The 24,135-nt window shown below is 72.3% G+C and carries 31 protein-coding genes and 1 tRNA gene; 16 read left to right on the top strand and 16 right to left on the bottom strand.

Features of this window, described 5'->3' with window-relative positions:
- Positions 1–33: 33 nt before the first annotated feature.
- Positions 34–249: a hypothetical protein gene (locus DEJ30_RS13390; protein ID WP_138803199.1), complete on the bottom strand. Its 216-nt coding sequence runs from the start codon at positions 247–249 to the stop codon at positions 34–36.
- A gap of 23 nt (positions 250–272) precedes the next feature.
- Entirely contained in the window at positions 273–611 is a 339-nt protein-coding gene (locus DEJ30_RS13385; RefSeq protein ID WP_110862188.1) for a DUF3140 domain-containing protein, read from the bottom strand.
- Between the two features lie 123 nt (positions 612–734).
- On the opposite strand from DEJ30_RS13385, the gene DEJ30_RS13380 reads away from it, so the two are divergent.
- From DEJ30_RS13380 to DEJ30_RS13370, 3 genes are all read left to right on the top strand, one after another.
- Positions 735–1,955, top strand: a complete 1,221-nt coding sequence (locus tag DEJ30_RS13380) for an alcohol dehydrogenase catalytic domain-containing protein (protein WP_110862186.1) — start codon at positions 735–737, stop codon at positions 1,953–1,955.
- 95 nt (positions 1,956–2,050) lie between these two features.
- Positions 2,051–2,197, top strand: a complete 147-nt coding sequence (locus DEJ30_RS18265; protein WP_181420139.1) for a hypothetical protein — start codon at positions 2,051–2,053, stop codon at positions 2,195–2,197.
- 63 nt (positions 2,198–2,260) lie between these two features.
- Positions 2,261–3,208, top strand: coding sequence for an isoprenylcysteine carboxylmethyltransferase family protein (locus DEJ30_RS13370; RefSeq protein WP_110862182.1), 948 nt, complete (start codon positions 2,261–2,263; stop codon positions 3,206–3,208).
- Here DEJ30_RS13370 and DEJ30_RS13365 read toward each other — a convergent pair.
- The 3 genes from DEJ30_RS13365 to DEJ30_RS13350 all read right to left on the bottom strand — a co-directional run bounded on the left by DEJ30_RS13365 (position 3,189) and on the right by DEJ30_RS13350 (position 5,555).
- On the bottom strand, positions 3,189–3,605 hold the full coding sequence (locus DEJ30_RS13365) for a VOC family protein (protein WP_110862180.1): 417 nt from the start codon (positions 3,603–3,605) through the stop codon (positions 3,189–3,191). The two genes, DEJ30_RS13370 and DEJ30_RS13365, sit on opposite strands and share 20 nt — an antisense overlap.
- A 242-nt stretch (positions 3,606–3,847) precedes the next feature.
- Complete coding sequence (locus tag DEJ30_RS13360; RefSeq protein ID WP_110862178.1) at positions 3,848–4,258, bottom strand: DapH/DapD/GlmU-related protein; 411 nt, start codon at positions 4,256–4,258, stop codon at positions 3,848–3,850.
- 340 nt (positions 4,259–4,598) lie between these two features.
- The gene (locus DEJ30_RS13350; protein WP_110862174.1) at positions 4,599–5,555 is read right to left on the bottom strand and encodes an AraC family transcriptional regulator; all 957 of its coding nucleotides are present in this window, start codon (positions 5,553–5,555) and stop codon (positions 4,599–4,601) included.
- A 105-nt stretch (positions 5,556–5,660) separates the two neighbouring features.
- Here DEJ30_RS13350 and DEJ30_RS13345 point away from each other — a divergent pair, with 105 nt between their 5' ends.
- Positions 5,661–5,990 (top strand): hypothetical protein, encoded by a 330-nt coding sequence (locus tag DEJ30_RS13345; RefSeq protein WP_110862172.1) that lies wholly within the window; start codon positions 5,661–5,663, stop codon positions 5,988–5,990.
- A 35-nt stretch (positions 5,991–6,025) separates the two neighbouring features.
- Here the strand turns inward: DEJ30_RS13345 and DEJ30_RS13340 are convergent, their stop codons facing one another.
- Entirely contained in the window at positions 6,026–6,340 is a 315-nt protein-coding gene (locus DEJ30_RS13340) for a hypothetical protein (RefSeq protein ID WP_110862170.1), read from the bottom strand.
- A 189-nt stretch (positions 6,341–6,529) separates the two neighbouring features.
- Here DEJ30_RS13340 and DEJ30_RS13335 point away from each other — a divergent pair, with 189 nt between their 5' ends.
- Both DEJ30_RS13335 and DEJ30_RS13330 read left to right on the top strand, forming a co-directional pair.
- Positions 6,530–7,363 carry an SDR family oxidoreductase gene (locus DEJ30_RS13335; protein WP_110862167.1) on the top strand — a complete coding sequence of 278 codons (834 nt, stop codon included), beginning with the start codon at positions 6,530–6,532 and terminating at the stop codon, positions 7,361–7,363.
- 137 nt (positions 7,364–7,500) lie between these two features.
- Positions 7,501–7,998, top strand: a complete 498-nt coding sequence (locus tag DEJ30_RS13330; RefSeq protein WP_110862165.1) for a hypothetical protein — start codon at positions 7,501–7,503, stop codon at positions 7,996–7,998.
- A gap of 373 nt (positions 7,999–8,371) precedes the next feature.
- Here DEJ30_RS13330 and DEJ30_RS13325 read toward each other — a convergent pair whose 3' ends face one another.
- Positions 8,372–10,159 carry a collagen-binding domain-containing protein gene (locus tag DEJ30_RS13325; protein ID WP_181420138.1) on the bottom strand — a complete coding sequence of 596 codons (1,788 nt, stop codon included), beginning with the start codon at positions 10,157–10,159 and terminating at the stop codon, positions 8,372–8,374.
- A 229-nt stretch (positions 10,160–10,388) separates the two neighbouring features.
- Positions 10,389–11,057, bottom strand: coding sequence for an ArsR family transcriptional regulator (locus tag DEJ30_RS13320; protein WP_110862160.1), 669 nt, complete (start codon positions 11,055–11,057; stop codon positions 10,389–10,391).
- Positions 11,058–11,102: 45 nt separating this feature from the next.
- On the opposite strand from DEJ30_RS13320, the gene chrA reads away from it, so the two are divergent.
- Positions 11,103–12,308 (top strand): chromate efflux transporter, encoded by a 1,206-nt coding sequence (chrA, locus tag DEJ30_RS13315; protein ID WP_110862158.1) that lies wholly within the window; start codon positions 11,103–11,105, stop codon positions 12,306–12,308.
- A gap of 14 nt (positions 12,309–12,322) precedes the next feature.
- Positions 12,323–12,718 carry an arsenate reductase ArsC gene (locus tag DEJ30_RS13310; RefSeq protein ID WP_110862156.1) on the top strand — a complete coding sequence of 132 codons (396 nt, stop codon included), beginning with the start codon at positions 12,323–12,325 and terminating at the stop codon, positions 12,716–12,718.
- A gap of 19 nt (positions 12,719–12,737) precedes the next feature.
- Here the strand turns inward: DEJ30_RS13310 and DEJ30_RS13305 are convergent, their stop codons facing one another.
- Positions 12,738–13,313 carry a GrpB family protein gene (locus DEJ30_RS13305; RefSeq protein WP_110862154.1) on the bottom strand — a complete coding sequence of 192 codons (576 nt, stop codon included), beginning with the start codon at positions 13,311–13,313 and terminating at the stop codon, positions 12,738–12,740.
- Between the two features lie 47 nt (positions 13,314–13,360).
- Complete coding sequence (locus tag DEJ30_RS13300) at positions 13,361–14,560, bottom strand: MFS transporter (protein ID WP_258369943.1); 1,200 nt, start codon at positions 14,558–14,560, stop codon at positions 13,361–13,363.
- A 312-nt stretch (positions 14,561–14,872) separates the two neighbouring features.
- Here DEJ30_RS13300 and DEJ30_RS13295 point away from each other — a divergent pair, with 312 nt between their 5' ends.
- From DEJ30_RS13295 to DEJ30_RS13275, 5 genes are all read left to right on the top strand, one after another.
- Complete coding sequence (locus DEJ30_RS13295) at positions 14,873–15,220, top strand: cyclophilin-like fold protein (protein WP_110862152.1); 348 nt, start codon at positions 14,873–14,875, stop codon at positions 15,218–15,220.
- A 138-nt stretch (positions 15,221–15,358) separates the two neighbouring features.
- Positions 15,359–16,207 carry an alpha/beta fold hydrolase gene (locus DEJ30_RS13290; RefSeq protein WP_110862150.1) on the top strand — a complete coding sequence of 283 codons (849 nt, stop codon included), beginning with the start codon at positions 15,359–15,361 and terminating at the stop codon, positions 16,205–16,207.
- Positions 16,200–16,772: a TetR/AcrR family transcriptional regulator gene (locus tag DEJ30_RS13285; protein WP_110862147.1), complete on the top strand. Its 573-nt coding sequence runs from the start codon at positions 16,200–16,202 to the stop codon at positions 16,770–16,772. The genes DEJ30_RS13290 and DEJ30_RS13285 overlap by 8 nt, the downstream gene beginning before the upstream one ends.
- Positions 16,769–17,161: a hypothetical protein gene (locus tag DEJ30_RS13280; protein WP_110862145.1), complete on the top strand. Its 393-nt coding sequence runs from the start codon at positions 16,769–16,771 to the stop codon at positions 17,159–17,161. Before DEJ30_RS13285 ends, DEJ30_RS13280 begins: the two co-directional genes overlap by 4 nt.
- A 20-nt stretch (positions 17,162–17,181) precedes the next feature.
- Positions 17,182–17,328 (top strand): rifampin ADP-ribosyl transferase, encoded by a 147-nt coding sequence (locus DEJ30_RS13275; RefSeq protein WP_110862143.1) that lies wholly within the window; start codon positions 17,182–17,184, stop codon positions 17,326–17,328.
- 6 nt (positions 17,329–17,334) lie between these two features.
- Here the strand turns inward: DEJ30_RS13275 and DEJ30_RS13270 are convergent, their stop codons facing one another.
- Both DEJ30_RS13270 and DEJ30_RS13265 read right to left on the bottom strand, forming a co-directional pair.
- Entirely contained in the window at positions 17,335–18,639 is a 1,305-nt protein-coding gene (locus tag DEJ30_RS13270; protein ID WP_110862141.1) for a glutathionylspermidine synthase family protein, read from the bottom strand.
- Complete coding sequence (locus tag DEJ30_RS13265) at positions 18,639–19,010, bottom strand: tRNA-dihydrouridine synthase (RefSeq protein ID WP_258369942.1); 372 nt, start codon at positions 19,008–19,010, stop codon at positions 18,639–18,641. The genes DEJ30_RS13270 and DEJ30_RS13265 overlap by 1 nt, the downstream gene beginning before the upstream one ends.
- Before the next feature lie 160 nt (positions 19,011–19,170).
- Between DEJ30_RS13265 and DEJ30_RS13260 the strand changes: the two genes are divergently transcribed.
- On the top strand, positions 19,171–19,524 hold the full coding sequence (locus DEJ30_RS13260; RefSeq protein ID WP_110862139.1) for a hypothetical protein: 354 nt from the start codon (positions 19,171–19,173) through the stop codon (positions 19,522–19,524).
- Here DEJ30_RS13260 and DEJ30_RS13255 read toward each other — a convergent pair.
- Positions 19,499–20,164, bottom strand: coding sequence for a hypothetical protein (locus DEJ30_RS13255; protein WP_110862137.1), 666 nt, complete (start codon positions 20,162–20,164; stop codon positions 19,499–19,501). The two genes, DEJ30_RS13260 and DEJ30_RS13255, sit on opposite strands and share 26 nt — an antisense overlap.
- Before the next feature lie 112 nt (positions 20,165–20,276).
- Positions 20,277–20,723: a helix-turn-helix domain-containing protein gene (locus DEJ30_RS13250; RefSeq protein ID WP_258369941.1), complete on the bottom strand. Its 447-nt coding sequence runs from the start codon at positions 20,721–20,723 to the stop codon at positions 20,277–20,279.
- 85 nt (positions 20,724–20,808) lie between these two features.
- Between DEJ30_RS13250 and DEJ30_RS13245 the strand changes: the two genes are divergently transcribed.
- On the top strand, positions 20,809–21,684 hold the full coding sequence (locus tag DEJ30_RS13245; RefSeq protein WP_110862132.1) for an oxidoreductase: 876 nt from the start codon (positions 20,809–20,811) through the stop codon (positions 21,682–21,684).
- Positions 21,685–22,004: 320 nt separating this feature from the next.
- Here the strand turns inward: DEJ30_RS13245 and DEJ30_RS13240 are convergent, their stop codons facing one another.
- Positions 22,005–22,976, bottom strand: coding sequence for an SDR family NAD(P)-dependent oxidoreductase (locus tag DEJ30_RS13240; RefSeq protein WP_110862130.1), 972 nt, complete (start codon positions 22,974–22,976; stop codon positions 22,005–22,007).
- 106 nt (positions 22,977–23,082) lie between these two features.
- Here DEJ30_RS13240 and DEJ30_RS13235 point away from each other — a divergent pair, with 106 nt between their 5' ends.
- Positions 23,083–24,009 (top strand): helix-turn-helix transcriptional regulator, encoded by a 927-nt coding sequence (locus DEJ30_RS13235; protein WP_110862128.1) that lies wholly within the window; start codon positions 23,083–23,085, stop codon positions 24,007–24,009.
- Positions 24,010–24,025: 16 nt separating this feature from the next.
- Here the strand turns inward: DEJ30_RS13235 and DEJ30_RS13230 are convergent.
- A tRNA-Val gene (locus DEJ30_RS13230) sits at positions 24,026–24,098 on the bottom strand.
- Positions 24,099–24,135 lie beyond the last annotated feature (37 nt).

The following is a 24,135-nucleotide window of genomic DNA, read 5'->3' as shown; positions in this document are numbered from 1 at the left end:
GGGCTCGTCCCCGTCAGGCCGCGCTCGTCCGCGTCAGGGACGGCGGTTCGCGCGGGCGACGAGCCACAGGTAGGTGCTGTGCCCGACCAGGGCGAGTCCGAAGAACACCGCGGCGACCGCGTAGACCCGGTCGAGCTTGCCCTGCCCGATCACGAGCATCACGACGCAGAACGCGACGGCGATCGCGAGGACACCGACCTGCACGGTCGACCAGATCCGTCGGAAGCGCGGCATGCCCGTCTCGTTCACGCCACCCATTCTGCCCGATGCCGTCAGTGCTTCTCCGGGTCGTGGCCCCAGTTCATGAGCGAGTACCGCCAGGGGGTGTCGTGCACGTCGCCCTCGGGCCGCTGCTCCGAGTGCCGGGCGACGTAGCCGACGACCTTCCGCATGTGCGCCAGGTCGTCGTCGGTGCGGTCGGCCCGGTGCTTCTCGAGTATCCGGATGATGTGCCGACCGCTCTCGTGCCCGGTCGATTCGCCCCCGCCGGAGGGCTTCTGCCCGACGGCCTTCGACTCGTCGGTGTCGAGCCACTTCCGCAGCTCGGTGGCGGTCATGTTCACCACGTCGTCGAAGTCGGCCCGGGTCTGCTCGTCGTCGTGCTCGCTCATGCGGTCGAGCCAACCCGGCGGTGCTGGACGACTGCGCAGGACGGACGCGGCTCCGACCGTGCCCAGCCCCTCACGCGTTTCCTGACCCTGCGAACCCCGCACCCGAACAGGAAGAGGCATCACATGCGCGCAGTCGTGTGGCACGGCATCGGCGACATCCGGCTCGACGAGGTCCCGAAACCGACGATCCAGGACCCGGAGGACGCGATCGTCCGGATCACCCGCAGTGCCATCTGCGGCACCGATCTGCACTTCGTCCGCGGCACCATGGCACCGATGGTCGAGGGCACGATCCTCGGCCACGAGGCCGTCGGCGTCGTCACCGAGGTCGGGGACGCGGTGCGCGGCTTCAGCCCCGGCGACCGCGTCGTGATCAACTCCACCGTGTCCTGCGGTGCCTGCCGGTACTGCCGGATGGGCAGGACCGCCCAGTGCGACCGCTCGAACAGCAACGGACCGCAGGCGGGCACCGCGTTCTTCGGCGGCCCCGCCTCGACCGGACCGGTCGACGGCATGCAGGCGGAGTACGTCCGCGTCCCGTGGGCCCGCAACACCATGCACCCGCTCCCGGACACCGTCTCCGACGAGCAGGCGATCCTGCTGTCCGACATCTTCCCCACGGGGTGGTTCGGCGCGGAGCTCGCGGGCGTCACGCGCGGTGACGTCGTGGTGGTGTTCGGCGCCGGGATCGTCGGACAGTTCGCGGCAGCCTCGGCGTACAAGCAGGGCGCGGCCCGCGTCATCGTCGTCGACGGCGAGGAGACCCGGCTCGCCGCCGCGCTCGCCCAGCACTGCGAGGTCGTCGACTACAACGCCGAAGACCCGGTCGAGACGATCATGTCGCTGACCGACGGCATCGGCGCGGACTGCGTGATCGACGCAGTCGGCGTGGACGCCGAGCGCCCGAAGCGCGGCCCGGCGGCGGTCGACCAGGACCAGGCGGAGGCGTTCGACGCCGAGGTCGCCGCGGTCGCGCCCGATGCCGCACCCGACGGCTTCGGTGAGCAGCAGCAGTGGAAGCCCGGTGACGGCCCCTCGCAGGTGGCTCGCTGGGCGGTGTCGAGCGTGGCGAAGTACGGCCGCATCGGGATCATCGGGGTGTACGGACCCACGGCCGAGCACTACCCGATCGGCGAGGCGATGCTCAAGAACCTGACCGTGCGGATGGGGAACTGCGACCACCACTCCGTCACCCCGCCGCTGATCGACATGGTGGCCGCCGGACAGTTCGACCCGACGGCCCTGATCACCGAGCACGAGCCGATCACCGACGCGATCGGTGCCTACGAGGCGTTCGACCGGCGCGAACCCGGCTGGATCAAGGTCGAGCTCGGCACCTCCTGACCGGAACGCGCTGCACCGGACCGCGACGACACCGGGTGGGAATGGAACGTCCCCGCCCGGTGTCGAACTCTGCACCGACCACGAAGGAGCCCACCATGAGCCTCGACCTCCACAAGAGCACCGGCGCCGGAACCGTCACCGACGAGCGCGCCTGCCTGCCGAAGCCCGTCCTGCCCAGCCTGCACGACGAGCGCACCCCGTCCTTCGGCCGCTGGCTCGGCCAGATCAACCACACCGACTGACCCACCAGCGGAGCGAGGGCACCCACCGCCCGGACCCTCGCCGCGCACTGCTACCGTGCACCCATGTCCTGGGGCCGGCGGTACTACGCGCTGCAAGCCGTCGGCGGAGCGGCCTGGTGGATCGCCGTCGCGACGCTGCCGTGGATCCGCACGGCGACGCTCGGCTCGCTCGACCCGGTGCTGGTCGCCGTGTTCGACGTCCCGCTGTTCGTCGTCGCCTCGGCCCTCGCCGCCGCGGGAGTCCGGACCGCCGCGGTGGCCACGACGGTGTGGACCGCGCTGGTGCTCGTTGCCCTGAGCGTCTGGGCCACCGCGATCGGCGATGCCGGCTTGGGCGTGCTGGTCATGCTGGCCGCCACGATCGGATCGACCCTCGCCCTCGCCCTCGTCCTGCTCGGACGGGTCCCGACGGAGTGGGTGACGAGCGGTCCGCTGCGGATCCGCACCGCTGACGCCGCGGCCCCGCGTTCCCGGCACGTCACCGCGACCGTGCTGCAGATCGTCGTCTTCTGGGGCCTGTTCCTCGGGGTGTTCCCCCTGGTGATCGCGTTCGCCGAGCACCGCTGGGGCCTGCACCTGCGCCTGCCGACACCCTCCGTCACCGCCCTCACCGTCGTCGGTGTGGTCGTGCTCCTGCTGGCGAGTGCGCTCGGCATCGCGTCGGCAGCGGCGATGTCGACGAAGGGCGAGGGCACGCCGCTGCCCTCGGCCACCGCGAACCGCCTGGTGGTCGCCGGGCCGTACCGGTCGGTGCGGAACCCGATGGCCCTGGCCGGCATCACCCAGGGGGTCGCCGTCGGCCTGCTGCTGTCGTCGTGGCTGGTCGTCGTCTACGCGGTCGCCGGTTCCGTGGTCTGGAACTGCATCGTCCGCCCGCTCGAGGAATCCGACCTTCAGGAACGGTTCGGCGACGACTTCCGCCGCTACGCCGAGCAGGTCCGGTGCTGGGTGCCGCGGTGGCCGGTGCCGGCGCGCGTGGGTTCGGTGCCGCTCAGCTCGTCGCGCCGCTGATGTTGACGAGCCACGACACCCCGTGGCGGTCGGTCAGCATCCCGAACGTGTCACCCCAGGGCGCCGCGGTGAGCGGTTCGACGATCGTGGCGCCCTGGGCGAGGCCGTTCCACCAGCGTGTCAGCAGTTCGTGGTCGTCACCGCTGAGGGACAGCGAGATGCTGCTCTCGGCCGGCGTGGGCATGCCGGACGGCGCGTCCGAGGCCATCAGGAGCAGGCCCTGGTCGCCGTCGAGCTGGCCGTGCATCACCTTGTCGGCGTCGGCGGGGTCCTGGCTCATGCCGGCTTCACCGAACGTGCCGATCGTGAGCGTGCCGCCGAAGACCGAGTGGTAGAACTCGAGCGCTTCGCGGGCGCCGCTCCGGAACCCGAGGTAGGGGTTGAGGCGAACGGTCATGACGGTCTCCCTCGTCCTGCGCGAGCGCCGTCGCCCGCGTCGTGATCATCGTGGCAGAGCGCGCGTCCCCGCGGAAGGAGACGCCGTCGTCTTCCTTCGGCGCCGCCAGGTCGTCGAGACGCCTCCACATTCGGCGGCGTCTCGACGACGGCACGGCGTCGCAGCAACACGCCGGCGTGTTCGAAGCAGCACCAACGCCGGACGGGAGGCGCGTGGCGGCGCCGCCACGCGCCTCCAGTCCGTCACGCGGCGGGGTCCACCACCGGCGGTCGCGCGGACGGGGCGAGCTCGCGGATCCGCTTGGCAGGGACGCCGGCGTAGACGCCGTGCGCCGCCAGGCGGCCGACGACCACGGCGCCGGCGGCGACCACGACGTCGTGCTCGATGTGGGCGCCGGGAAGGATCGTGGCGCGGCCGCCGATCCAGACGTGCTCCTCGACGACCACCGGACGGCCGGTCGCGACGTCGCTCCACCGGCCCTCGGCGTCGATCTCGTGGTGGCTCGTCATGATGAGCACCTGCATCCCGATCGCGGTGTTCGCACCGATCGTCACGGGGGCGACGGCCTCGACGGTCACGTTCCGGTTGCAGAAGACGCCCCGGCCGATCGTGAGGTGCTTCGGGTCGCCCGTCAGCGAGAACCCGGTGCCCACACCGGACTCGGCGCGTGCACCGGCGGCACGGAGCAGCAGCCGACGGACGATCCGGGGCAGCAGCGCCGATCCGAGCAGTGCGTGAAGACGAGGTGCTCACGGGCGTAGGAGGCGTCCTCGATGAGCCGGCGGCCGAACGTCGAGGCATGGGACGCGGTCGGGACGGGCTCCGACGGGACGGGCGCCGGGGTCGGGACGGGCGGTGCTGCTGAGCCGGCCATGGGGTCTCCAGTCGTCGTGGCTGCGTGTCCGTGCAGCGCAAACGTAGGGCGACGATCGTCGGCGATCGGCCGGACGGCGGGCGGTTGCGGGATTCTTGCGGGGCCGCGCGGCTGCTCGTCTACGGGCGGGCGCCGTCGCGCGCGGTGGACGCCGTGTGCCGGGGCAGCTCGCCGAACTCCTCGCGGTAGCTCCCCGCGAACCGGCCGAGGTGGGCGAACCCGGTGGCCCGGGCGATCTCGGCGATGCTCCGCCCGTCGCCCGACTCGAGCTGTTCGCGGGCGAGCAGCAGCCGGATGCGGCGCAGGTACATGGTCGGGGTGATGCCGTGGTGCCGCTGGAACGCCGCCTGCACGCCGCGCACGCTCAGGCCGGCGGCCTCGGCGACGTCGTCGACGGTGATCGGCTCGGTGGCGTGCTCGAGCAGGAAGGTCTCGGCACGGGCGAAGCGGGCGGTGGCGGCCATCGCCGGCTCGTACTGCCCGACGGGCCAGTGCGGGATCGCGGTGAGCAGACCACCGGCGGCGAAGCGCGCGAGTTCCCGCTCGCGTTCGATCGGGACGGCGTCCGGTCCGGCCAGCACCTCTTGTGCGACGGACCGCACCATGAGCCACCAGGCAGCGAGCGGCGCGCCCTCGGGGACGTGCCGCGGACGGAACTCGATGGGACCGGGGGCCCAGTCGCCGCGCTCGGCCGCGACCTGCTCGACGATCGAGCGGTCGATGCGCAGGACGTCCTTGTTGCAGGCGATCCAGCGGAAGCGCTGGGGGCCCTGGCGGAAGAGCGTCGGGCGGCCGATCTTCACGGGGTTCTCGTCGAGCTGGGCGACCCCGGACTTCATCCAGAAGATCATCACCGCGCTGCCCGGCTCGATCGCGCCGCTCAGGACCCCGGTGCAGCGGGTCGACTCGAGCGACAGCAGTGCGGTCCCGCGCACGCGCTCCTCGAACACGAACTCGGCGTCCGTCGGTTCGACCGACAGTCCGTGGGTGATGTGCGTCCGAGCCATCGCCTCGGCCGCGACCGACGGCTCGGCGGTCTGGATCTCCCGCTGCATGCGGTGCATCGTCTCGGGCACGTGATGATCCTCCCGACAACGCGGCGTCTGCGCAACGCGCGACGCGCCGCGTTCCTGTACGGCGACCAGCCGGCGCGCTGTTGGCTGTGCTGCAGGAGGTCGAACATGAAGTACATCCAGTACGACCGCTCGACGATCCTGACGAGCGACGACGTGGCCGACGCCGTGATCGAGTACGCCGCTGCCCTGGCCGGGGGGAGCCGGGCGGACACCGTGGCGATCCCTGCCGTGGCCGCCGACGGCACCATGACGACCACCAAGGTGCTGATCGGTCCGTCGAGCCAGCTCGTCGTCGAGGACGCCGAGGAGGACGAACTCGAGGGTGAGGACACCGTGTTCGTGGCGCGGCTGCGCGCCGCCGCGCTGACATTCGACCACGACGAGGTGATCCACGCGGACACCCGATCGGACCTGACCGAGGGGCCGGTGGCGTAGGGAGCAACCCTGCGGAGCGCCTGCGCAGCGCCGGCTCAGCGCCCGAAGTCCGGCGGCGACGCGTTGGTGTCGACGGCGAGCACGGCCTCGGTACGCCGACCGAGTTCGAGCAGGAAGGCCTCGCCCTCGGGTTCGAGGACGTCGTCCGGCGCGGGCTCCACGGCGACCGGGATCGCCGGGGCCAGCAGCACCTCGACGGTGCTCGCCACCCCGAAGTCGTCCGCGGTCGGGATCGACACGACGTCGCTCAGCCGGCTCTGGTGCAGTGCGGCCGCGTACCGGATCACCGCTTCCGCGATCGTGTCGCTCGTCAGGACACGGACGGTGCCCGCGTAGTTCACGTACTTCACACTTGCTCCCTGGTGAAGAGGAGCATCCGTCGCGGTGACGGTTCCCTGATCCGGTGCCACGGTAGGCCGCCGTCGCGCGCGGCACACATCTTCGCTTTCCGGATGGGGTACGCCCGGAGCCTGAGCCGGTGCCCAGTGGGGGTCGCAGACGATCGGGGACGTCCAGGGAAACCGACCACAGGGAGAGACATGACCGAGCAGCAGCAGCCCCCGGGGAGCGAGCAGGAACTCACGCCGAAGGCCGACCACGGCGAGGAGTCGTACCGCGGCTCCGGCAAGCTCACCGGCAAGCGTGCCGTCATCACCGGCGGGGACAGCGGGATCGGGAAGGCCGTCGCGATCGCGTTCGCCCGCGAGGGTGCGGACGTCCTGATCAGCTACCTGCCGCAAGAAGAGGACGACGCGCAGGACACGAAGCGCTGGATCGAGGAAGCCGGTCGGAAGGCCGTGCTGTTCCCGGGCGACGTGAGCGATCCCGCGTACTGCCGATCGGTCATCGACCAGGCGGTCTCGGAGCTCGGCGGGCTCGACGTCCTCGTGAACAACGCCGCCTACCAGATGACCCACGAGACGATCGAGGAGATCAGCGACGAGGAGTGGGACCACACCCTCGCGACGAACCTCAGCGCCTACTTCCACCTCGTCAAGGCTGCACTGCCGCACCTGGGCCCGGGGTCGTCGATCATCGGGTCCAGCTCGGTGAACTCCGACAACCCGAAGCCGAACCTCGCCCCCTACGACGTCACGAAGGCCGGCGTCGCGAACCTGTCGGCAGCGCTCGCGCAGCTGCTCGGGGACCGCGGGATCCGCGTGAACAGCGTCGCCCCCGGGCCGATCTGGACGCCGCTGATCCCGTCGACCATGCCGCCGGAGGAGGTCGAGCAGTTCGGCAAGCAGTCGCCGCTCGGCCGTCCCGGCCAACCGGCCGAGCTCGCACCCGTCTACGTGCTGCTCGCCAGTGACGACGGCAGCTACGTCTCCGGCGCGCGGGTCGCCGTCACCGGCGGCACCCCGATCCTGTGACGGGACGCCGGTCCGGCAACGGGACCAGGTGACGGGCGGGAGGCCCGGGGCACGACGTGCGCCGGGCCTCCCCTCCGTCGTCGGGGGACGCTCCTGGCTGAATCGCCGCCCACCGCGGGCGGCCTACGTTCAGGGCCATGTCCACGCGAGCGAAGACCGTCACGGCGCTGTTCGGCGCCGCCACCGTAGCCCTGCTGCTCACCGCCTGCGACCCCGGCGGAGCGCAGAACATCAACCCCGTCGGCAAGGTCCCCGGCTCCGAGGAGAAGTCCCAGTCGGCCCAGTGCGACGTGGCCGCCAGTGCCGCCGTCGACATGATCGACAAGGCGGTCGGGTCGCACGACACCACCGAGTTCGCGAACATCCAGAAGGGTGACGGCGGCTGGTACCTCGGTGCGGCGATCGTCCCCGCGGACAGCAACGACTCGAACGACGACGAGGTCACCATCTGGGCGACCACCGCCGACCCCACGGCCGACGACTTCGACGGCCCGCTGTACGCCGTGAACGACATCGCCAAGCAGGCCGTCGCCGACGAGACGACCACCACCTCGGACGCGCCGACGCCGTTCGCCGACGACTCGAAGGCCGCCGAGCAGGTCGAGAGCTGCGTCGTCGAGGCGTCCGACCGCTAGTCGTCGGACGACGTAACGTGGCCGATCAGCCCTCGGGCTGGTCGGCCACTTCCACGTCCACGTGGTGGTCGTCGCCGCCGTCGGTGCCTGCGGCTCCCGGTGTCGGGCACCGCTGACCGGAGCGGACGACGCGGTCGAAGGTGCGAGGACGTCTGCCACGAGTTCGGGTCAGGAGCAGACGTCCTCGCGCTACGACGCCGTCGGGTTCGACGCGGTGGTCATGACGAGGCCAGCCCGGTAACGGGGGGTCGGGCACCCGCCGGTAGGGTCCGGCGGGGTAGCTTCCGGAGACTGTACGACGACCACGACTCAGACGTGCACAGGATCCGCCGGAACCGGACAGGACCGACCCGGTCCCGATCCGTCGCCGCGCTCATCGACCAGGGTCCGGCGCACCGACCCGCCGTCCACGCCGACGCACGACCGCGAGCGTCCCGCCGACGGTGAGCATCGCGACGGCGAGCACCGCGACGCGCAGCGGATCGGCTCCCGTGGCGGCCAGGGCGCCCGTCCCGCCACCGGGCTCGACACCGGCGTTCGGCGCCGTGTCGACGCCACCGTCCGTGCCGGGTCCTCCGTCGTCGCCCTGGTCGCCCGTGCCGATCCCTCCCGGTCCGGGGGTCGGGCCGCCGGAGCCGCCACCGCCACCGCCACCGGGCTCGCCGTCACCGGGGTCGCCGGTGCCAGGACCACCGCCGTCGCCTCCGCCCCCGTCGTCCGGCACCGCCGTGTTCACGATGGCGCAGACCACGTCATCGCCGTCCGCGACCGTGACGACCCCGTCGGTCACCGGCGCGCCGGTGCAGGTCCAGTCCCCCGCCTCGTAGCCGTCGGGGCCGCCCGACTCCGTCAGCGTGTAGTCCCCCGGCGGCACCGGTCGACCCGTCACCGCATCGCTGCCCGACGTGCCGGAGACCGTGGTCGGTCCGGTCGCGGTCAGGGTCCAGTCGCCCGGGTCCGCGTCGCCGCCGACGACCTGCTTGACCAGGGTGAGGTCTCCCTCGACGGCGTCGGTCGACAGGCAGGACACCGTCGTCGAGAACGGGAACCCGTGGATCTCGCGAGGCACCGGACCGGCGGCGGTCGGGACCCCGTGCGTGAACGACGCCGCGACGACGTTGCCCTCGACGTTCTGCGTCACGTCCCACCGCAGGTCGGCCCGGGGAGCGTAGATCGTGCCCTCGAGGACGTCGGCACCGGTGACGTGCACGGTGATCGCGTCCGGGAAGTTCCAGAGCACGAACGGCGCGTGCGCGTTCGTCAGGTTCGCGAGGTTCGGGACGGAACCGTCGAAGGTCGTCCCGGTGACGTTCACGACGAGCGGCGATCCGGGGCCGGGCAGACCGTCGAAGGTCAGCAGGTCGAGGGCGTCGAGGTCCTCGGCCGCCACCGTCAGCACGTTCGTGACGCCGGGCTGGACGTCGGCGTACGCGGCCGTCCCCGGCGCGATCGGCGTCGCCAGGGGCGCGCCTGCGGCGTCGTGGAGCACGGTCGTCACCGGGCACGTCCCGAGGTCGGCGGACAGGGAGCGGTAGCGGGCGAAGGACGACGCGAAGTCCAGCACCGACGGGTCGGCCATCGTCGGGACGGAGCTCGCGGGCTGCCGGGTGGTCCCCTCGATGCGGGGGAACGTCTCGGCGGTGGTGCCCTCCGGAGCGAGCCGGTAGTCGATCGTCGCGCCGTTCTGGTCGGTGTCGAAGGCGTCGTAGGTCGCCGTGTCGCCGACGTGGGCGTACCCGCCGTTCAGCACGCGGAGGACGGCCGACTGCTCCGACGGGAACCGGATGCCACCGTCGACGTACAGGAACGTGGGACGGCTCTCCCCCGGCAGGGTCAGGGCGTTCGCGGGCGGGTTGCCCGCACCGATGTTGTAGCTGGTCTCGAAGGCCAGGTCACCGCCGGCGGCGAGCGTGCCCTCGGCCTCGTCCGCTGCGAGTTCGACGTCGCCCTCGACGAAGACCAGGAACCCCTGGTTCGCCGGGTGCCCGTCCACCGGCACGGTGACGGGGTTGACGGGCGGGACGTCGGCCGCCGCGGCCGACTCGGACACGAGCAGGGCCGCCGGCATCACCAGGGCTGCCGGAACGAGCAGTGCGGCGACACCGAGCACCGTGGCCCGGTGGCGCTCTCGCGCCGTCACGGTGTCCCTGATCCAGGCCATGCGGCCGCCTTCGCCCTCGGGGCCCCTGCCTGCCCCGTTGGCCGACAAGGTAAACCGGCCTCGCCTCCGGCGCTCCCAGGAACGCGCGCGCCGCCGTGCACACACCACGGACCGGACGGGAGGCTCGGTGCAGGCCCGCCCCGTGCCTCCCGTCCGCAGTCGGCGGAGCAAGGAGAACGCCCCGATGAGGAGGGGGGATCTCATCGGGGCGTTCCGTTCGTGGGCCGCGTCAGGCGGCGAGGCGCGCAGCGAGCGCGGTGGCGCGGGACTTCAGGTCCGCGTAGGTGGCCTCGTACGCGTCCGCCGTGCCGACGCGCGAGGGGTTCGGCAGCGACCAGTGCAGGCTGTCGCCGTCGTCGATCGACTCGTGCGCGCGGTCACAGACCGTGACGACCAGGTCGCCGTCGGCGACGAGGTCGCGGAAGGCACGCGGGACGTGGCGGCCGAGGTCCAGGCCGTGGCGTTCCCCGACGGCGACCGCCCCGGGTGCGATGGCGGCCGCGGGACGCGTCCCGCCCGACAGCGAGCCGATCTCGCTGACCTGCGCCCAGACGCCCGCGGCCAGCGGGGAGCGCGCGGAGTTGCCGGTGCAGACGAACAGCACGCGGGACACCGGGCCCGGCACCGCTGCCGAACCGTGCGGGACACCGCTCGGCTCGAGGTGCAGGTAGCTGCGTCGCCCGTCGCCGTCGGAGCGGCGTCGCGTGACCAGACCGGCCTGCTCGAGGACGCGCAGGTGGTGCGCCAGGAGCGGCCCGGAGAGCCCGAGGGCGGCCCGCACCTCGCTCGGGCTGGCGTCGGACGTGGCGAGCAGGTCGACGATCGCCAGGCGGGCGACGTCGCCGAGGGCGGCATGCTGCGCCGCACGCCGCTCGAGGTCCTGCCGCCGGGTGTTCATCGGTTCAATGTTGACTGAACCATCTGCCGTCGTCAAGATGAGCGGGTGACGACGAGCCCCGAGCCCCTGCGGTCGTCCGCAGCATCGGTGTTCCTGGTGTTCCTGCGGCTCGGGCTGACCTCGTTCGGCGGGCCGGTCGCGCACCTCGGGTACTTCCGCGAGGCCTTCGTGGTGCGTCGCCGCTGGCTGCGGGACGACGCCTACGCCGACCTCGTCGCGCTGTGCCAGTTCCTGCCCGGACCCGCGTCGAGCCAGGTCGGGATGGCACTCGGGCTGCAGCGCGCCGGGCTGCTCGGACTCCTCGCCGCGTGGTGCGGGTTCACCCTGCCGTCCGCGGTGCTGCTCGTCGCGTTCGCCCTGCTCGTGTCCGGCGCGCCCGACCTGGCCGGTGCCGGGTGGCTGCTCGGGCTGCAGGCCGCCGCCGCCGCGGTGGTGGCGCAGGCGGTGCTCGGCATGGCGCGCTCGCTCACCCCGGACCGCCGTCGGGCGACCATCGCGGCCGCCGCCGCGATCGTGGTGCTGCTCGTTCCCGGCCCGGCGGCGCAGGTCGCGGTCATGGCGGCGTGCGCCGTGGTCGGCGTGCTGTGGCTGGGCCGGGTGGTGGGCCCGGCCGAGGACGTCGCCGTCAGCGAGGTCGCCGTGCGGCTCCCCCGCTGGGTCGCGGTGTCGGCGCTCGTCGCGTTCGCCGCCCTGCTCGTCGCGGCACCCGTCGCCGCGAGCGGCACCGGGGCCGTGCGCCTGTTCGGGGTCTTCGCACAGGCGGGTTCGCTCGTCTTCGGCGGCGGCCACGTCGTCCTGCCGCTGCTCGAGTCGCAGACCGTGGCAACCCACCTGGTGGGCCATGCGGACTTCCTGGCCGGGTACGGCGCCGCACAGGCCGTGCCCGGGCCGCTGTTCACCTTCGCCGCGTACCTCGGCGCCGTCGCCGACGGCAGCCCGAGCGGGCTCGTCGGCGCCGCGGTGGCACTCGTCGCGATCTTCCTGCCGGCGGCGCTCCTGGTGGTCGGCGCACTGCCGTTCTGGCACGTGCTCCGCGCTCTGCCGTGGGCCCGGCGCGTGCTGGCCGGCGTGAACGCGGGGGTCGTCGGGCTCCTCGCCGCGGCGCTCTGGGACCCGGTCATCACCGAGGGGGTCCGCTCGGCACCCGCACTGGCGCTCGCCGTGGCCGCCTTCATCGCCCTCACCCGCTGGTCCGCTCCCCCGTGGGCGGTCGTCATCGGAGCCGGCCTGCTCGGCGCCGTCGTCCTCTGATCGGAGCACCTCGCATGCCCACCGTCCTGTTCGTCTGCGTCCACAACGCCGGCCGTTCCCAGATGGCCGCCAGCTTCCTGCAGCACCTGGCCGGTGGCCGCGTCGACGTCCGGAGCGCCGGCTCCGAACCGGCCGAGCAGCTCAACCCCGTGGTCGTCGCGGCGATGCTCGAGGAGGGCATCGACATCCGGAACGAGCAGCCGGCCCGGCTCAGCACCGATGCCGTCCGGGCCGCCGACGTCGTCATCACGATGGGGTGCGGGGACGCCTGTCCGGTGTTCCCGGGCAAGCGCTACGAGGACTGGGAGCTGACCGACCCCGCGGGGCTCGACCTCGACGCCGTCCGGCCGATCCGCGACGACGTGCGCGCGCGGGTGCAGCACCTGCTCGCGGGGCTGGCGATCTCCTGACCGGCGGCGACCCCGCGTCTCAGGACGCGCGGTTCCGACGCGCCCGCTCCTTGATCGCGGTGATGACGGCCGTCTTCGCGTCGGCGTAGGCGTTCATGTCGTCCCAACTCCGGCCGAGCAGCTCCCGCTTGGTGCGCTCGTACAGCGCCCGGTCACAGGCGTCGGCGCGCAGGTGGTCACGGAGGAGCAGGTACTCGTCGACCGCCGTCGCGCCTCGCTCGTAGACGTGCACGTGGACGTCACGGGCCGGCGTCCGGACCAGGCGGTGGCCCGGCTCGCGGACACGGAGCTCGTACCCGGCCGCCAGGAGCTGGTCGAGGTACGTGGCCTCGGCGGTGACGTCCGCGACGGCGACCACGATGTCGACGATCGGTTTCGCGGCCAGGCCGGGGACGGCCGTGGAGCCGATGTGCTCGACGACGGGGGCGTCCGCGCCGGAGCCGGGGAGGGCCTCCAGGATGCGTCGCCGGTGGTCATCGAAGACCGCAGCCCACCCGCTGTCGGCGGGGTGCAGGGTCACGGTGACCGGTTCCGGGCCGCCGATGACCTCGACGGTCGTGACGTCCGGGCGTGGGTGGTCCTGGTCGTGGTGCACCCGGACATGATCGCAGCCGGCGGTCGCAGTCGCGTTCATCGAGCGCGTCAGAGCTTCGCGGGGAACGCCGATCCGCGACCGATGACGGTGAGGATCGCCGCGACCGCCCCGAACACGATCATCACGACGGCGAGCACCAGCCCGTCGAAGGCCGTCAGCAGGGCGGCACCGAACAGGCCGGCCGCGAAGATCGCGATGTTGAACGCGACCGGCAGGAACGCGCTCGCGACGTCGGCGTCCTCGCCGCCGGCGGTCGTCAGGGCGGCCTGCAGCTGCGTCGACGAACCGCCGAAGCCGATGCCCCACAGGCCCGCGGCCAGCAGGACCGCGACCGGCGACGTGTGCCCCACGAGCAGCACCACGCCGGCCAGGACGAACAGGCCGACGCTGCCGTGCAGCAGGGGTCGGGGGTGCCGGTCGAGCAGGGCGCCGGTGACGACGACGCCGAGGATCGCGGCGATCCCGTAGACGAGCAGCACCAGCCCGGCGCTCAGGTCGGTGCCGGTCGCCCGCAGGTACGGCGAGATGTACGTGTAGATCGTGTTGTGCGCCACCATCCACGTCGCGATCACGGCGAGGATGACCGCGATGCCGCGGATCCGGAACACCTTCACGACGGACAGCTTCGCGGCGCTCGTCTGCCCCGGGGCATCCGGCACGAACAGCGCGATCAGCGCCAGGACCACCACGCCGACCAGGCTCAGCCCGACGAACGACGACCGCCAGCCCAGGGAGTTGCCGATGAAGGACCCGAGCGGGGTGCCCAGCGCGAACCCCACCGGCGCGCCCGTCGAGACGATCGCGAGCGACACCCCGGCGAAGCGGGCCGGGCTGATTCGCCGGGCGTAGGTGGCGAACATGCCCCAGATCGTCCCCGACATCGCGCCGGCGACGAACCGGGTGACCAGCGCGACCGCGACGTCCGGCGCGAACGCGGTCAGGGTGTTCGCGACGAGCAGCACGGCGATGGCGGCCACGATGAGCGGCTTGCGACGGAACCCGCGGGTCAGGGCGATCGCCGGGACCGTGGCGATGACCGTGCCCATCGCGTACGCGCTGACGAACAGGCCGACCGTGCCCTCGCTCGTGCCCATCCCGTCGGCGATCGCGGGCAACAGCCCGGCCGGCATCGTCTCCATGGCGACGAGGAGGAACCCGATCGCGGCGAGCAGGGACAGCGGTAGCCAGGGCAGTCGGCCGTCGGTCGCCCGGTCGGTCATGGGGAGGTCGGAGGTCGTCGTGGTCACGGACCGACGGTAGGGGCATCGTCCGGCGGACAGGGAGGTTCTGCAGGACCCCGTTTCGCCGGAGCCTCACTGCGTGGGTGGTGGTGGAGCTTCGATGGTGGTGTCCACGAACGAAGGGAGCCCCGATGCACATCCGCACCAGACGCCGGCCCCCCCCTGGGTCCGCTGGTCGCGCTGAGCCCGCTCGCGCTGGTGGTGGGGGCGCTCGCCGGGTGCAGCGGCGTCGAGCACGCGGAGACGCCTGCGTCTGCGTCTGCGCCTGCGTCGGCAACGACAGCTCCCACGATCACCGCCCCGACGGAGGCCGACCCCGTGCGCACCACCATCGAACTCGACGGCGAGACCCTCACCGGCCGGTTGACCGAGAGTGCGACGGCGCGCGCGCTGGCCGCCCAGCTGCCGGCGACGCTGACGTTCTCCGACCACGGCGGGCAGGAGCAGATCGCTCGGCTCCCCGCGCCGCTCGACACCACCGGCGCACCGAGCACGAGCGATGCGCCGGTGGGCACGATCGCCTACTACGTGCCGGACCAGTCGATCGTCCTGTACTACACGGACGTCGGCAGCTTCCCGGGGATCGTGCCGATCGGCGCCGTCGACGACGTCCAAGCGGTGCGCGACCTGCCGTCCGGCGCCGCGACCATCCGAGTCCGCGACTGATCCACGTCCGTCCGCCTGCCCTTCTGAACAGGAACACCGTGATCAGGACCGGCACGTTCCCGCCGACGAAGTGGTCTTGACTTTATGGCTACGAGCATTAGCCTTTGAGTTACTACCCGTAGCCGAAGGAGCCACGTCATGCTCGAACACCTGGACACCGAGGGCGGCACGATCGCCTACGACCTCTCCGGATCAGGGCCGCTCGTGGTCCTCGCCCACGGCATGGGCGACAGCCGCCACTCCTACCGCTTCGTCGTGCCGGAGCTCGTCGCGGCCGGTTACCGGGTGGCGAACGTCGACCTCCGCGGGTGCGGCGACTCGAGCACCGGGTGGGCCGGCTACGAGCGCGCCGACATCGCACGCGACCTCGTCGCGGTCGCCCGTCACCTCGGTGGCCCGGCCGTGGTCGTCGGGCAGTCCATCAGCGGAGGTGCGGCGACGATCGCCGCGGCGACCGCCCCGGACCTGGTGGCGGGCATCGTCGAACTGGCGCCGTTCACGCGCAAGCAGTCCGTCGACCTGGGCGGACTCCTGCGCAACCGCCGACACCGCGCCGGCACCGTCCAGCTCGCGCGGGTCATGACGAACGGCAGCCTGCCCGGCTGGCTCGCGTACCTCGACATCGCGGTCCCCACCAAGCCCGCCGACTGGGCGACGGAGCGCAGCCGCATCGAAACGACCCTGCGGAAGCCGGAAAGGATGGCGGTCCTCCGTGCCATGACCCGCACCTCACCCGCCGACGCCGGCGAGCAGCTGGGCGCCGTCCGGTGCCCCGTGCTGGTCGTCGAGGGCAGTGCCGATCCGGACTGGGCCGTGCCCCGCGCCGAGGGCGAGCGGATCGTCGCCGACCTGCCGGACGGCCTCGGGGAACTCGCCGTGATCGACGGTGCCGGCCACTACCCCCACACCGAGACCCCGACTGCGGTCCTCACCCTGCTGCTGCCGTTCCTCGCCCGCACGCTGCCCGTCGCAGGTCCCGTTGCCTAGGGCGGGGCTCGACCCGGCAACCGTCACCGAGGCCGCGGCGACGCTGGCCGACGAGATCGGCCTGGCCCAGCTGAGCATGAGCGTCGTCGCCGACCGCCTCGGGGTGAAGGCGCCGTCGCTGTACAAGCACGTCGACGGACTCGGCGACCTCACCCGCAGGATCGCGATCCTCGGCGCGAACGAGCTCGGCGACGCACTCCGCGACGCCATGCAGGGGCGCAGCGGTCGCAGGGCCCTCGAGGCGGCGGTGCAGACCGTGCGCCGGAGCGTCCAGGAGCACCCGGCGCGGTACCAGGCGGCCGTCAGCATCCGGCCGACCGGCGCCGAGGACCCCCTGGCGGTCGCACTCGGCCGCACCCTGGCGTCCTTCGCCGCGGCGCTCCGCGACTACCCGCTCGACCCGGCCGACGAGGTCCACGCGCTCCGGGTGCTCCGCAGCGTGCTGCACGGGTTCGCCACGATCGAGGCATCGGGCGGGTTCCAGATGGACACGGACGTCGACGCGAGTGCCACGTGGATGGTCGACTTCCTGGATCGCGGGTTCCGTGCCGCGACGACACCGTGACCGTGACCACGGCGGCGCGCCCGTCGAGGCCCGTCGGTCACGACCCGCTCCGTGGCGGCCTGCGGTTCCTGGCGGAGCTCGTCGCGTGGGTGGCCGTGCCGTGGACGCTCTGGCCCCACTCGCCGGTGCTCGCGATCGCCGCCGTCCTTTTCCTCGTCGTGCCGCCCGCGGTCTTCGGCACCCCGGGCGATCGCCCCGGCGGCGACCCGCCCGTCGCGGCACCCGGAGCGGTGACGATCGGGTCGGTCCTCGCGCACCTGGTGGGGGCCGTCGTCGCGGCCTGGGCCGTGTGGCCGACAGCGGTCGCGATCGCCGTCACGGTCCTCTGCATCGCCGTCGTCGTCTCGGAACAGCCGCGGTGGCGGGCTCTGGTCGGCCGCGGTCGCTGAGCCGTTCGTCGGCTGTCGTCATGGCAGCAGCAGGCCGAAGCGCCCTCCCGCTCCGTGTGGTCGGCGAGGAGACCCAGTGGACGCGGCTCACCCCGGAGGCGTTGCGCCGGTGGCGGGAACGGCTCGTCGCGCTCCCGCCCGAGGAACGCGGCGAGATCGTCGACTGACCGGCGTCAGACCGCGATGATGTTCGGGGCGAACCGGCACCAGTAGTCCGTGATCGGCCCGTCGGACTCACGGATGCCGACGCCGAAGGACTCGCCGCCGACGACCCACGACCCGAGCACCGGGTGGTTGTGCCCGTTCGACCCCGGGAAGTCCGGGAGCTCGTGGTACTGCTGCCACACCCGTTCGGCCCCGGTGCCGGCGCGCCGGTACTCGCGACCGTTCGTCGTGACCGAACCGTCGGCCCGGTGCACCGCGATGCCGTCGCCCTCGCGCCCGAACACGGGCTTCACGACGAAGTCGCGCATGCCGTTCGGACCGTCCGCGAAGGCCGGCAGCAGGTTCGGGTGGCCGGGGAACAAGCGCCAGAGCGCGACGAGCAGCAGCTTGTTCGACAGGAACATCTTCCACGCCGGCTCGTACCAGCGGCCGAGCCGCCCGCGGTCGCTGACCAGGAAGGCGCCGAACTCCTGGTCGCCCTGCGCCCGGTCGTCCCCGGAGACGAGGTCCTCCCACGGGTACAGCTTGAAGAGGTTGCGGATCACCGGGTACTGGGTCCCCGGCTCGTCCCCCGGCAGCGTGAACACGCTCCGAGACGAACCGGCCGGCTCCTGGTCGCCGACGAACTGACGGGCCGTCGCGTGCCAGCCGATGTCCTTCATCTCGATGCCGGTGTGCTCCCACCCGGCCTCCCCCGCCAGGTCGCGCATGTAGGCCACCGTGTCCCAGTCCTCGCCCGCCGTGTCGAGGTCGGAGTGCGCCACGAACAGTCGGCCGCCGTCCTCGGCGCGCAGGGACTCGTGCAGCAGTGTCCGCCAGCGCGCCACCATCGCCTCGTGGATGCCGTTCCACTGGTCGGTACCGGCGGACAGTTCGCCGGTCGCGAGCCGGTCCTGCATCCAGTGCCACTGCGTGACCGATGCCTCGATCAACCCGGTCGGGGTGTCCCCGTTGTACTCGAGCATCTTGGCGGGTGAACCGTCCCCGGCGTAGGCCAGGTCGAACCGCGCGTACAGGTCGGGCTCCTCGTGCTCGAGCGACCAGGCGGCGAGGTCGAACCCGGCTCGTGTCAGGCCCAGCGTGCCGAGGGCGCCGGTGGCGAGGTACCGCGCGGCTTCGAGGCACATCCGGTGCAGTTCCTCGGTCTGCCGCTCGAGCGCCTCGACCTCCGGCAGCGTGAAGACGTACGCGGCGGTCTCGTTCCAGTACTCGACGGGCGTGCCGTCGTCGCGGACGGACCGCGAGTAGATCAGCCCCGTCTGCTGGATCCGGCGCCGCCAGTCCGGACGCTCGGGGAACTCGATGCGCTCCATCAGCCGCCGAACCCACCGTGTCCGCCGGCTCCGCCGAAGCCACCCTTGGTGACGGAGCTCCCACGGGACGAGACGCCGGCCTTCGCGGTCTTCCCGGCGGGCAGGGCGCTCGTGCCGCCGGAGACCGCTTCCCCCACACCGGGGACCCTGGTGGCACGGTTGGCGAAGAGCGGCAGGAAGTACCAGCCGGCGTGTCCGCCGTGGTTGTTGCAGTCGTCGTCCGGCAACCGCTTCTCGGTCGCGTTGTCGCGGCAGATCTTCGCGTAGTCGCTGTCGACGCCGGCTCCCTCGCCGCACCCTGTCAACGACGCTGCCAGGGCTGCGACCACCCCGATGGAGACGACACGGGAAGCACGGCGACGAACACTCACGAAGGGGAACAGTACCGCTCCCGACGAACCGGTGTCCGCGTCGGCGCGATCTCCACGCGCCAGGGACACGCCGATCAGCACCGTCCAGCGCACGACGTGCAGCACCGGCCCCCGAAGCGGCGGTGCCGATGCGCGCCCGGTTGCTGCCGGGATGACCGACGTGACCACGACCACGCGCCGCGCCGATCCCGACGCCGCTGTCGACGGCTTCGAAGGCGGCTGGTTCCGCATCGACGACGAGGTCGAGTTCCTGGACGACGTGGTGTGGCGACCCGCCGCGGGGACCGAACCGGGATCCGCTGCGGCTCCCGCTGCGGTCATCGTCCGTGGCGACCCCCGCGAGCACATCGGATCGACGCTGCCGCTCGCCCGGCTCGACGAACTCGACAGGCCGGCCACCGTCCCGGGGTCGGCACGACACGGACTGGAGGCCCGGTGCCAGCTGGCACCGGGCCTCCGGTCCGTGTCGTCTTCCGTCTCCTGCTCCGTCAGGCGACGACCACCTGCGCGTTGACCAGGATGTCGTGCAGGTCGGGACGGAGCGCATCCTGTGAGGTCGTCCGGACCTTCACGATGAGTGCTGCGCCGGGCTTGGCGAACGCCCGCGCCACGGTCGCCGACCAGGACCCGTCCGTGTTGTGCCCGGCGATCGACAGGAACTGCGCGGTCCCGCCGGTGATCGTCGGCAGGAGCTGCTCCTCGAGCCGGTCGGCCGGCAGCCCCGCGGCCGTGAACAGCTGCTCGGTGGCTGCACGGTCCCCGATCGTCGGGTCGAGGTCGGTGAGCCGCTGCTGCGTGATCGTCGCCACGGAGCCCTCTGCGTTCGTGTACTCCCGCGACCCGGTGGTCGGGTCCTCGCCGGTCTGCTCCCAGCCGTCGAGCGCCGAGACCTGGAGCCCGAACGCGGGCAGCATGCTCGCCGAGAGCGCGTCGCCGTCCTCGAACGTGAGGTCCTTCGTGGCGGAGTCGGCGGTGGCTGGCGCGGTCGGCGTCTCCGTCGGTGCCTGTGTCGGCGCTTGTGTCGGCGCCGGCGACTGCGTTGCGGCCCGCTCCGTCCCCGGTGCCGTGGTGCCGGTTCCGGCGCAGCCGGAGAGTGCGAGCACGACGATCACGGTCGCCGTCCCCGCGGTGGTGATCCTGGATGTGATGGACATGTGGTTCCCGCTCGGATCCCACCGTGCGCCCCGTGCACCGGTCGGTCCGCCTGGAAGCCTACGGGTCAGGAGCGGTGGGTGCACAGGACTGCGGCCGCCACGTGACCACGGGTCATTCGTCGGCGTCGAACCGTGCCTGGTGCGCGGCGACGTCGTCACGGTGGGCCTCCGACCAGCGCTTGAGCTGGCGGACGGTCTCGTGCAGCGACAGTCCGAGTGCGGTGAGCTCGTAGGTCACGGACACGGGGACCGTCGCGATCGCGGTCCGTACGACGAGGCCGTCGCGCTCGAGGGACCGGAGCGTCTGCGTCAACATCTTCGGGCTCACCCCGGCGAGCACCCGCGCGAGCTCGGAGTACCGCATCGGGCGCGGGTCGCCGTCGCAGTCGGGACCGCTCCCGAGTGCGGACAGCACCAGGGTGACCCACTTTCCGGAGACCCTGCCGAGGAGCTGCTGACTGGGGCACGCCGCGAGGAACGCGTTGTACTCCGCCTTCGCCGTGGCCTTCTTCTCCGCTGCGGTCATCGTCGCCATGGCGTCCTCCGGGTACCTACGCACTTCTGGGTAACTCCTTCCCATCAGGAAGCAGCTTGCCCAGAGTGGATCACGTACCGCAGATCCACAAGACCGTGAAGGGCACCCCATGACCAACACCACCACCGCGGGACTCCCCGGCGGCACCTGGACACTCGGCGATCGCGTCGTCAGCCGGTTCGGGTACGGCGCGATGCAACTCGCCGGCCCCTGGGTCGTCGGCCCGCCGAAAGACCACGACGGCGCGATCGCGACCCTCCGCGAAGCAGTCGCAAGCGGCATCACCCACGTCGACACCTCCGAGACGTACGGCCCACGGGTCGTGAACGACCTGATCCGCGAGGCCTTGCACCCCTACCGGTCGGACCTGCTCATCGCGACCAAGGCGGGCGGGCGACGGGACGCGCAGGGCGGCTGGCCGGCCGCCCGGAAGCCGGACGAGATCCGGGCGCAGATCGACGACAACCTCGAGACCCTCGGAGTCGACGTGCTCGACCTCGTGCACCTGCGAGCAGGTGACGCGGAGGGACCCGTGGAGGAACGGATCGCCGAGGCCTTCGAGACGCTGGTCGACCTGCAGCAGCAGGGGGTGGTCCGGCACCTCGGGATGAGCAACGCGACTGCCGACCAGGTCGCGGAAGCACGGACGATCGCCCCGATCGTGTCGGTGCAGAACGGCTACAACCTGGCGAACCGCCAGGACGACGAACTCATCGACCGGCTCGCGTCCGACGGCATCGCCTACATCCCGTTCTTCCCCCTCGGCGGCTTCGCGCCGCTGCAGTCCGAGGCACTCGCACGGGTCGCCGCCCGGCTCGGAGCAACGTCGATGTCCGTCGCGCTCGCCTGGCTGCTGCAGCGCTCCCCGAACGTGCTGCTCATCCCGGGCACGTCCTCGGTGGCGCACCTGCGCGAGAACATCGCCGGTGCGGCGATCACGCTGTCAGAGGACGACGTGCGGGAACTCGACCAGATCTCGGGGTGATCCGCGGTGCCGGGCGTTCGCTCGCGCGGCGTCCGGCACCGGCCGGCCAGGTTGCGCCGGTGTTCTTCTCCCCCCCCCCCGAGGGCGCCGATGTGGTCCTGACGAAACGACAGTACGAGTTGGCGCTGGCCGCTCGGCAGGTGGGCCGGCTTGCCGCAGCCGCAGCGGTCGTCCTCGCTCTCGCCGCGATCACTCTGACCTACCGGACACGCAGAGCCTCTCGCGTTCGATGACGATCGCCGATCGAGACATGGCCCTCCCGGGGTGACGGCAACGCGTCGGGCCGCGCCCGGCGGCTCGCGGCGACACTGGGGAGCAACTCAACGCTGGGCCGCAGGCCGCACGACGATCGCGTTCACGTCGACGTCGGGTCGCTCGGCCACCGCGTAGGAGACGGCCCGGGCGATCGCGTCGGCGGAGATCGACTCGGCACGGTAGACGACCATCGCGGCGGCGGCGGAGGCGTCGGTGATCGTTGCGGCGAGCTCGGACTCGGTGACTCCGGGCGACACGGTGGTGACACGGATTCCACGCGGTGACTCCTGACGCAGCCCCTCGGTGATCGCCCGTGCTGCGAACTTCGTCCCGCAGTAGACGGCAGCCGTGGGCGAGACGTCGTAGGCGCCGACGGACGCTATCGTCACGACGTGGCCCGTGCCCTGCGCGAGCATGGTGGGCAGTGTCGCCGCGATGCTGTGGAGGAGGCCGCGGACGTTGACGTCGATCATCCTGTCCCACTCGTCGACGAGGCCTGCGGCAAGGGGCGACAACGGCATCACGCCGGCGTTCGCGACGAGCACGTCGATCCGCCCGAAGCGTGCCCGGGCAGCAGCCGCGAACTCCTGCACCGAGGCGAGGGCGGTGACGTCGAGCGGCACTGCCATCGCCGTACCGCCCGCCCCCTCGATCTCGGTGACGAGTTCGTCGAGCCGGTCGGTGCGCCGGGCCCCGAGCACGACGGGGTGGCCGGGCGCGGCGAGGCGGATCGCCGTCGCGCGCCCGATGCCGCTCGAGGCGCCCGTCACGAGGACGACCTTCCGTCGGTGCAGCACCATGCCCGCGTGGTGCAGGACGTCGTCCCTGAAGTCGCCGTCCGCGGTGAAGCCGGTGTCGTCTCGGTAGTCGATGTGGTCGCCGTCGACCTCGTAGGTGCCCACGTAAGCCGCCTCACGGTCACCTCGGGCCTCCACGTAGCGGCCGTCGGGCCGCAGCTCGTGGCGGATGCGGCCATCGGCGGTGACCCAGAGGCCGAGGTAGGGGTGAACGGGTTGGGGTGCGCTGCTGGTGTCCATGCTCCCACCCTCGACGCCGTGCAGCCCCCGACCATCGCCCTGTCCTGCCGGGGTGCGGCAGGACCAGGGAGGCGGAGCTCCTGCCACCTACCCTGGTCCCGTGCCCATGCCCGCCGACGACCTCACCCTCGCCGCCTACCTGCGCGCGGTCCGCGGCCGACTCGCCCCGGAGTCGCTCGGACTGCCAGGCGGAGGTGTCCGCCGCGTGCCCGGGCTCCGCCGCGAGGAACTCGCCGTGCTGGGCGGCCTCAGCGTCGACTACTACACGCGCCTCGAGCAAGGGCGGGAGGTGAGTCCCGGCGCCGCCGTGCTCGAGGGCATCGCCGACGGGCTCGAACTCGAGGGCGACGAGCGCGACCACCTGTTCTCGTTGGCAGGGCTGGTTGCTTCGCCGCGAGTCCCCCGCGTGGCGACGTCGGTGACGCCGGCTCTCGGGCAGCTGCTCGACTCGTGGTCGACACACCCCGCGTTCGTGATCGACCCCGCGCACGAGGTCGTCGCCGCGAACGCCCTGGCCCGTGCGGTGTACGCGACCTTCGAACGCTTCGACAACCTCGTGCGGATGACCTTCCTCGACCCGACGGCGCGGCACTTCCACGCCGACTGGGCCCGCGCCGCCGACGCAACCGTCGCGAGCCTGCGGGCGGCGAGCGCGGAGTTCGGGAGCGACCCGCGCCTCCTTCGTCTCGTCGCGGAAGTGAACGACGCCAGCCCGGATTTCGCCGAACGGTGGAGCACGCAACGGGTACAGCGCAAGACGACCACCGCGAAGCGGTTCGAGCACGGGGAGGTCGGGCGGCTGGAGTTCGACGCCCACACCTTCGCCGTCCAGGGGTCACCCGGCCTGCAGCTCGTCGTCTACGGCTGCGAGGCCGGCTCGGCAACGGCGCGCGCGCTGATCCTGCTGTCCACGGGCACGGCAAGCACATCGAGGATCAACGAGCCGGCGGCGACCTCGAAGCCGACCGGCCGTGCCCCCTCAGCGACTGACGGATCGTCGGCCGGTCCCGGTGGCGGACCGGCCACGCGCTGAACCCGGGTCTTCTCGGTGGGCCCTGCCGGGATCGAACCGACGACATCCACGGTGTAAACGTGGCGCTCTACCAGCTGAGCTAAAGGCCCTCACGACGATCCTAGAGCGTCACGGCAGCCGACGAAG

Origin of the sequence: Curtobacterium sp. MCPF17_003 (genome assembly GCF_003224385.1) — a bacterium.
GTDB lineage: Bacteria > Actinomycetota > Actinomycetes > Actinomycetales > Microbacteriaceae > Curtobacterium > Curtobacterium flaccumfaciens.
Note: the sequence above shows the minus strand (reverse complement) of the source record. Positions and strands in the feature narration are given on the sequence as shown.

Coding starts and splice junctions, on each gene's coding strand:
- DEJ30_RS13310 (WP_110862156.1), top strand. CDS start 12,323: ATGCCCACCGTCCTGTTCGTCTGCGTCCACAACGCCGGCCGTTCCCAG.
- DEJ30_RS13325 (WP_181420138.1), bottom strand. CDS start 10,159: ATGGCCTGGATCAGGGACACCGTGACGGCGCGAGAGCGCCACCGGGCC.
- DEJ30_RS13290 (WP_110862150.1), top strand. CDS start 15,359: ATGCTCGAACACCTGGACACCGAGGGCGGCACGATCGCCTACGACCTC.
- DEJ30_RS13245 (WP_110862132.1), top strand. CDS start 20,809: ATGACCAACACCACCACCGCGGGACTCCCCGGCGGCACCTGGACACTC.
- DEJ30_RS13275 (WP_110862143.1), top strand. CDS start 17,182: ATGGCAGCAGCAGGCCGAAGCGCCCTCCCGCTCCGTGTGGTCGGCGAG.
- DEJ30_RS13255 (WP_110862137.1), bottom strand. CDS start 20,164: ATGTCCATCACATCCAGGATCACCACCGCGGGGACGGCGACCGTGATC.
- DEJ30_RS13235 (WP_110862128.1), top strand. CDS start 23,083: ATGCCCGCCGACGACCTCACCCTCGCCGCCTACCTGCGCGCGGTCCGC.
- DEJ30_RS13240 (WP_110862130.1), bottom strand. CDS start 22,976: ATGGACACCAGCAGCGCACCCCAACCCGTTCACCCCTACCTCGGCCTC.
- DEJ30_RS13270 (WP_110862141.1), bottom strand. CDS start 18,639: ATGGAGCGCATCGAGTTCCCCGAGCGTCCGGACTGGCGGCGCCGGATC.
- DEJ30_RS13330 (WP_110862165.1), top strand. CDS start 7,501: ATGTCCACGCGAGCGAAGACCGTCACGGCGCTGTTCGGCGCCGCCACC.
- DEJ30_RS13385 (WP_110862188.1), bottom strand. CDS start 611: ATGAGCGAGCACGACGACGAGCAGACCCGGGCCGACTTCGACGACGTG.
- DEJ30_RS13345 (WP_110862172.1), top strand. CDS start 5,661: ATGAAGTACATCCAGTACGACCGCTCGACGATCCTGACGAGCGACGAC.
- DEJ30_RS13335 (WP_110862167.1), top strand. CDS start 6,530: ATGACCGAGCAGCAGCAGCCCCCGGGGAGCGAGCAGGAACTCACGCCG.
- DEJ30_RS18265 (WP_181420139.1), top strand. CDS start 2,051: ATGAGCCTCGACCTCCACAAGAGCACCGGCGCCGGAACCGTCACCGAC.
- DEJ30_RS13380 (WP_110862186.1), top strand. CDS start 735: ATGCGCGCAGTCGTGTGGCACGGCATCGGCGACATCCGGCTCGACGAG.
- DEJ30_RS13320 (WP_110862160.1), bottom strand. CDS start 11,057: ATGAACACCCGGCGGCAGGACCTCGAGCGGCGTGCGGCGCAGCATGCC.
- DEJ30_RS13365 (WP_110862180.1), bottom strand. CDS start 3,605: ATGACCGTTCGCCTCAACCCCTACCTCGGGTTCCGGAGCGGCGCCCGC.
- DEJ30_RS13370 (WP_110862182.1), top strand. CDS start 2,261: ATGTCCTGGGGCCGGCGGTACTACGCGCTGCAAGCCGTCGGCGGAGCG.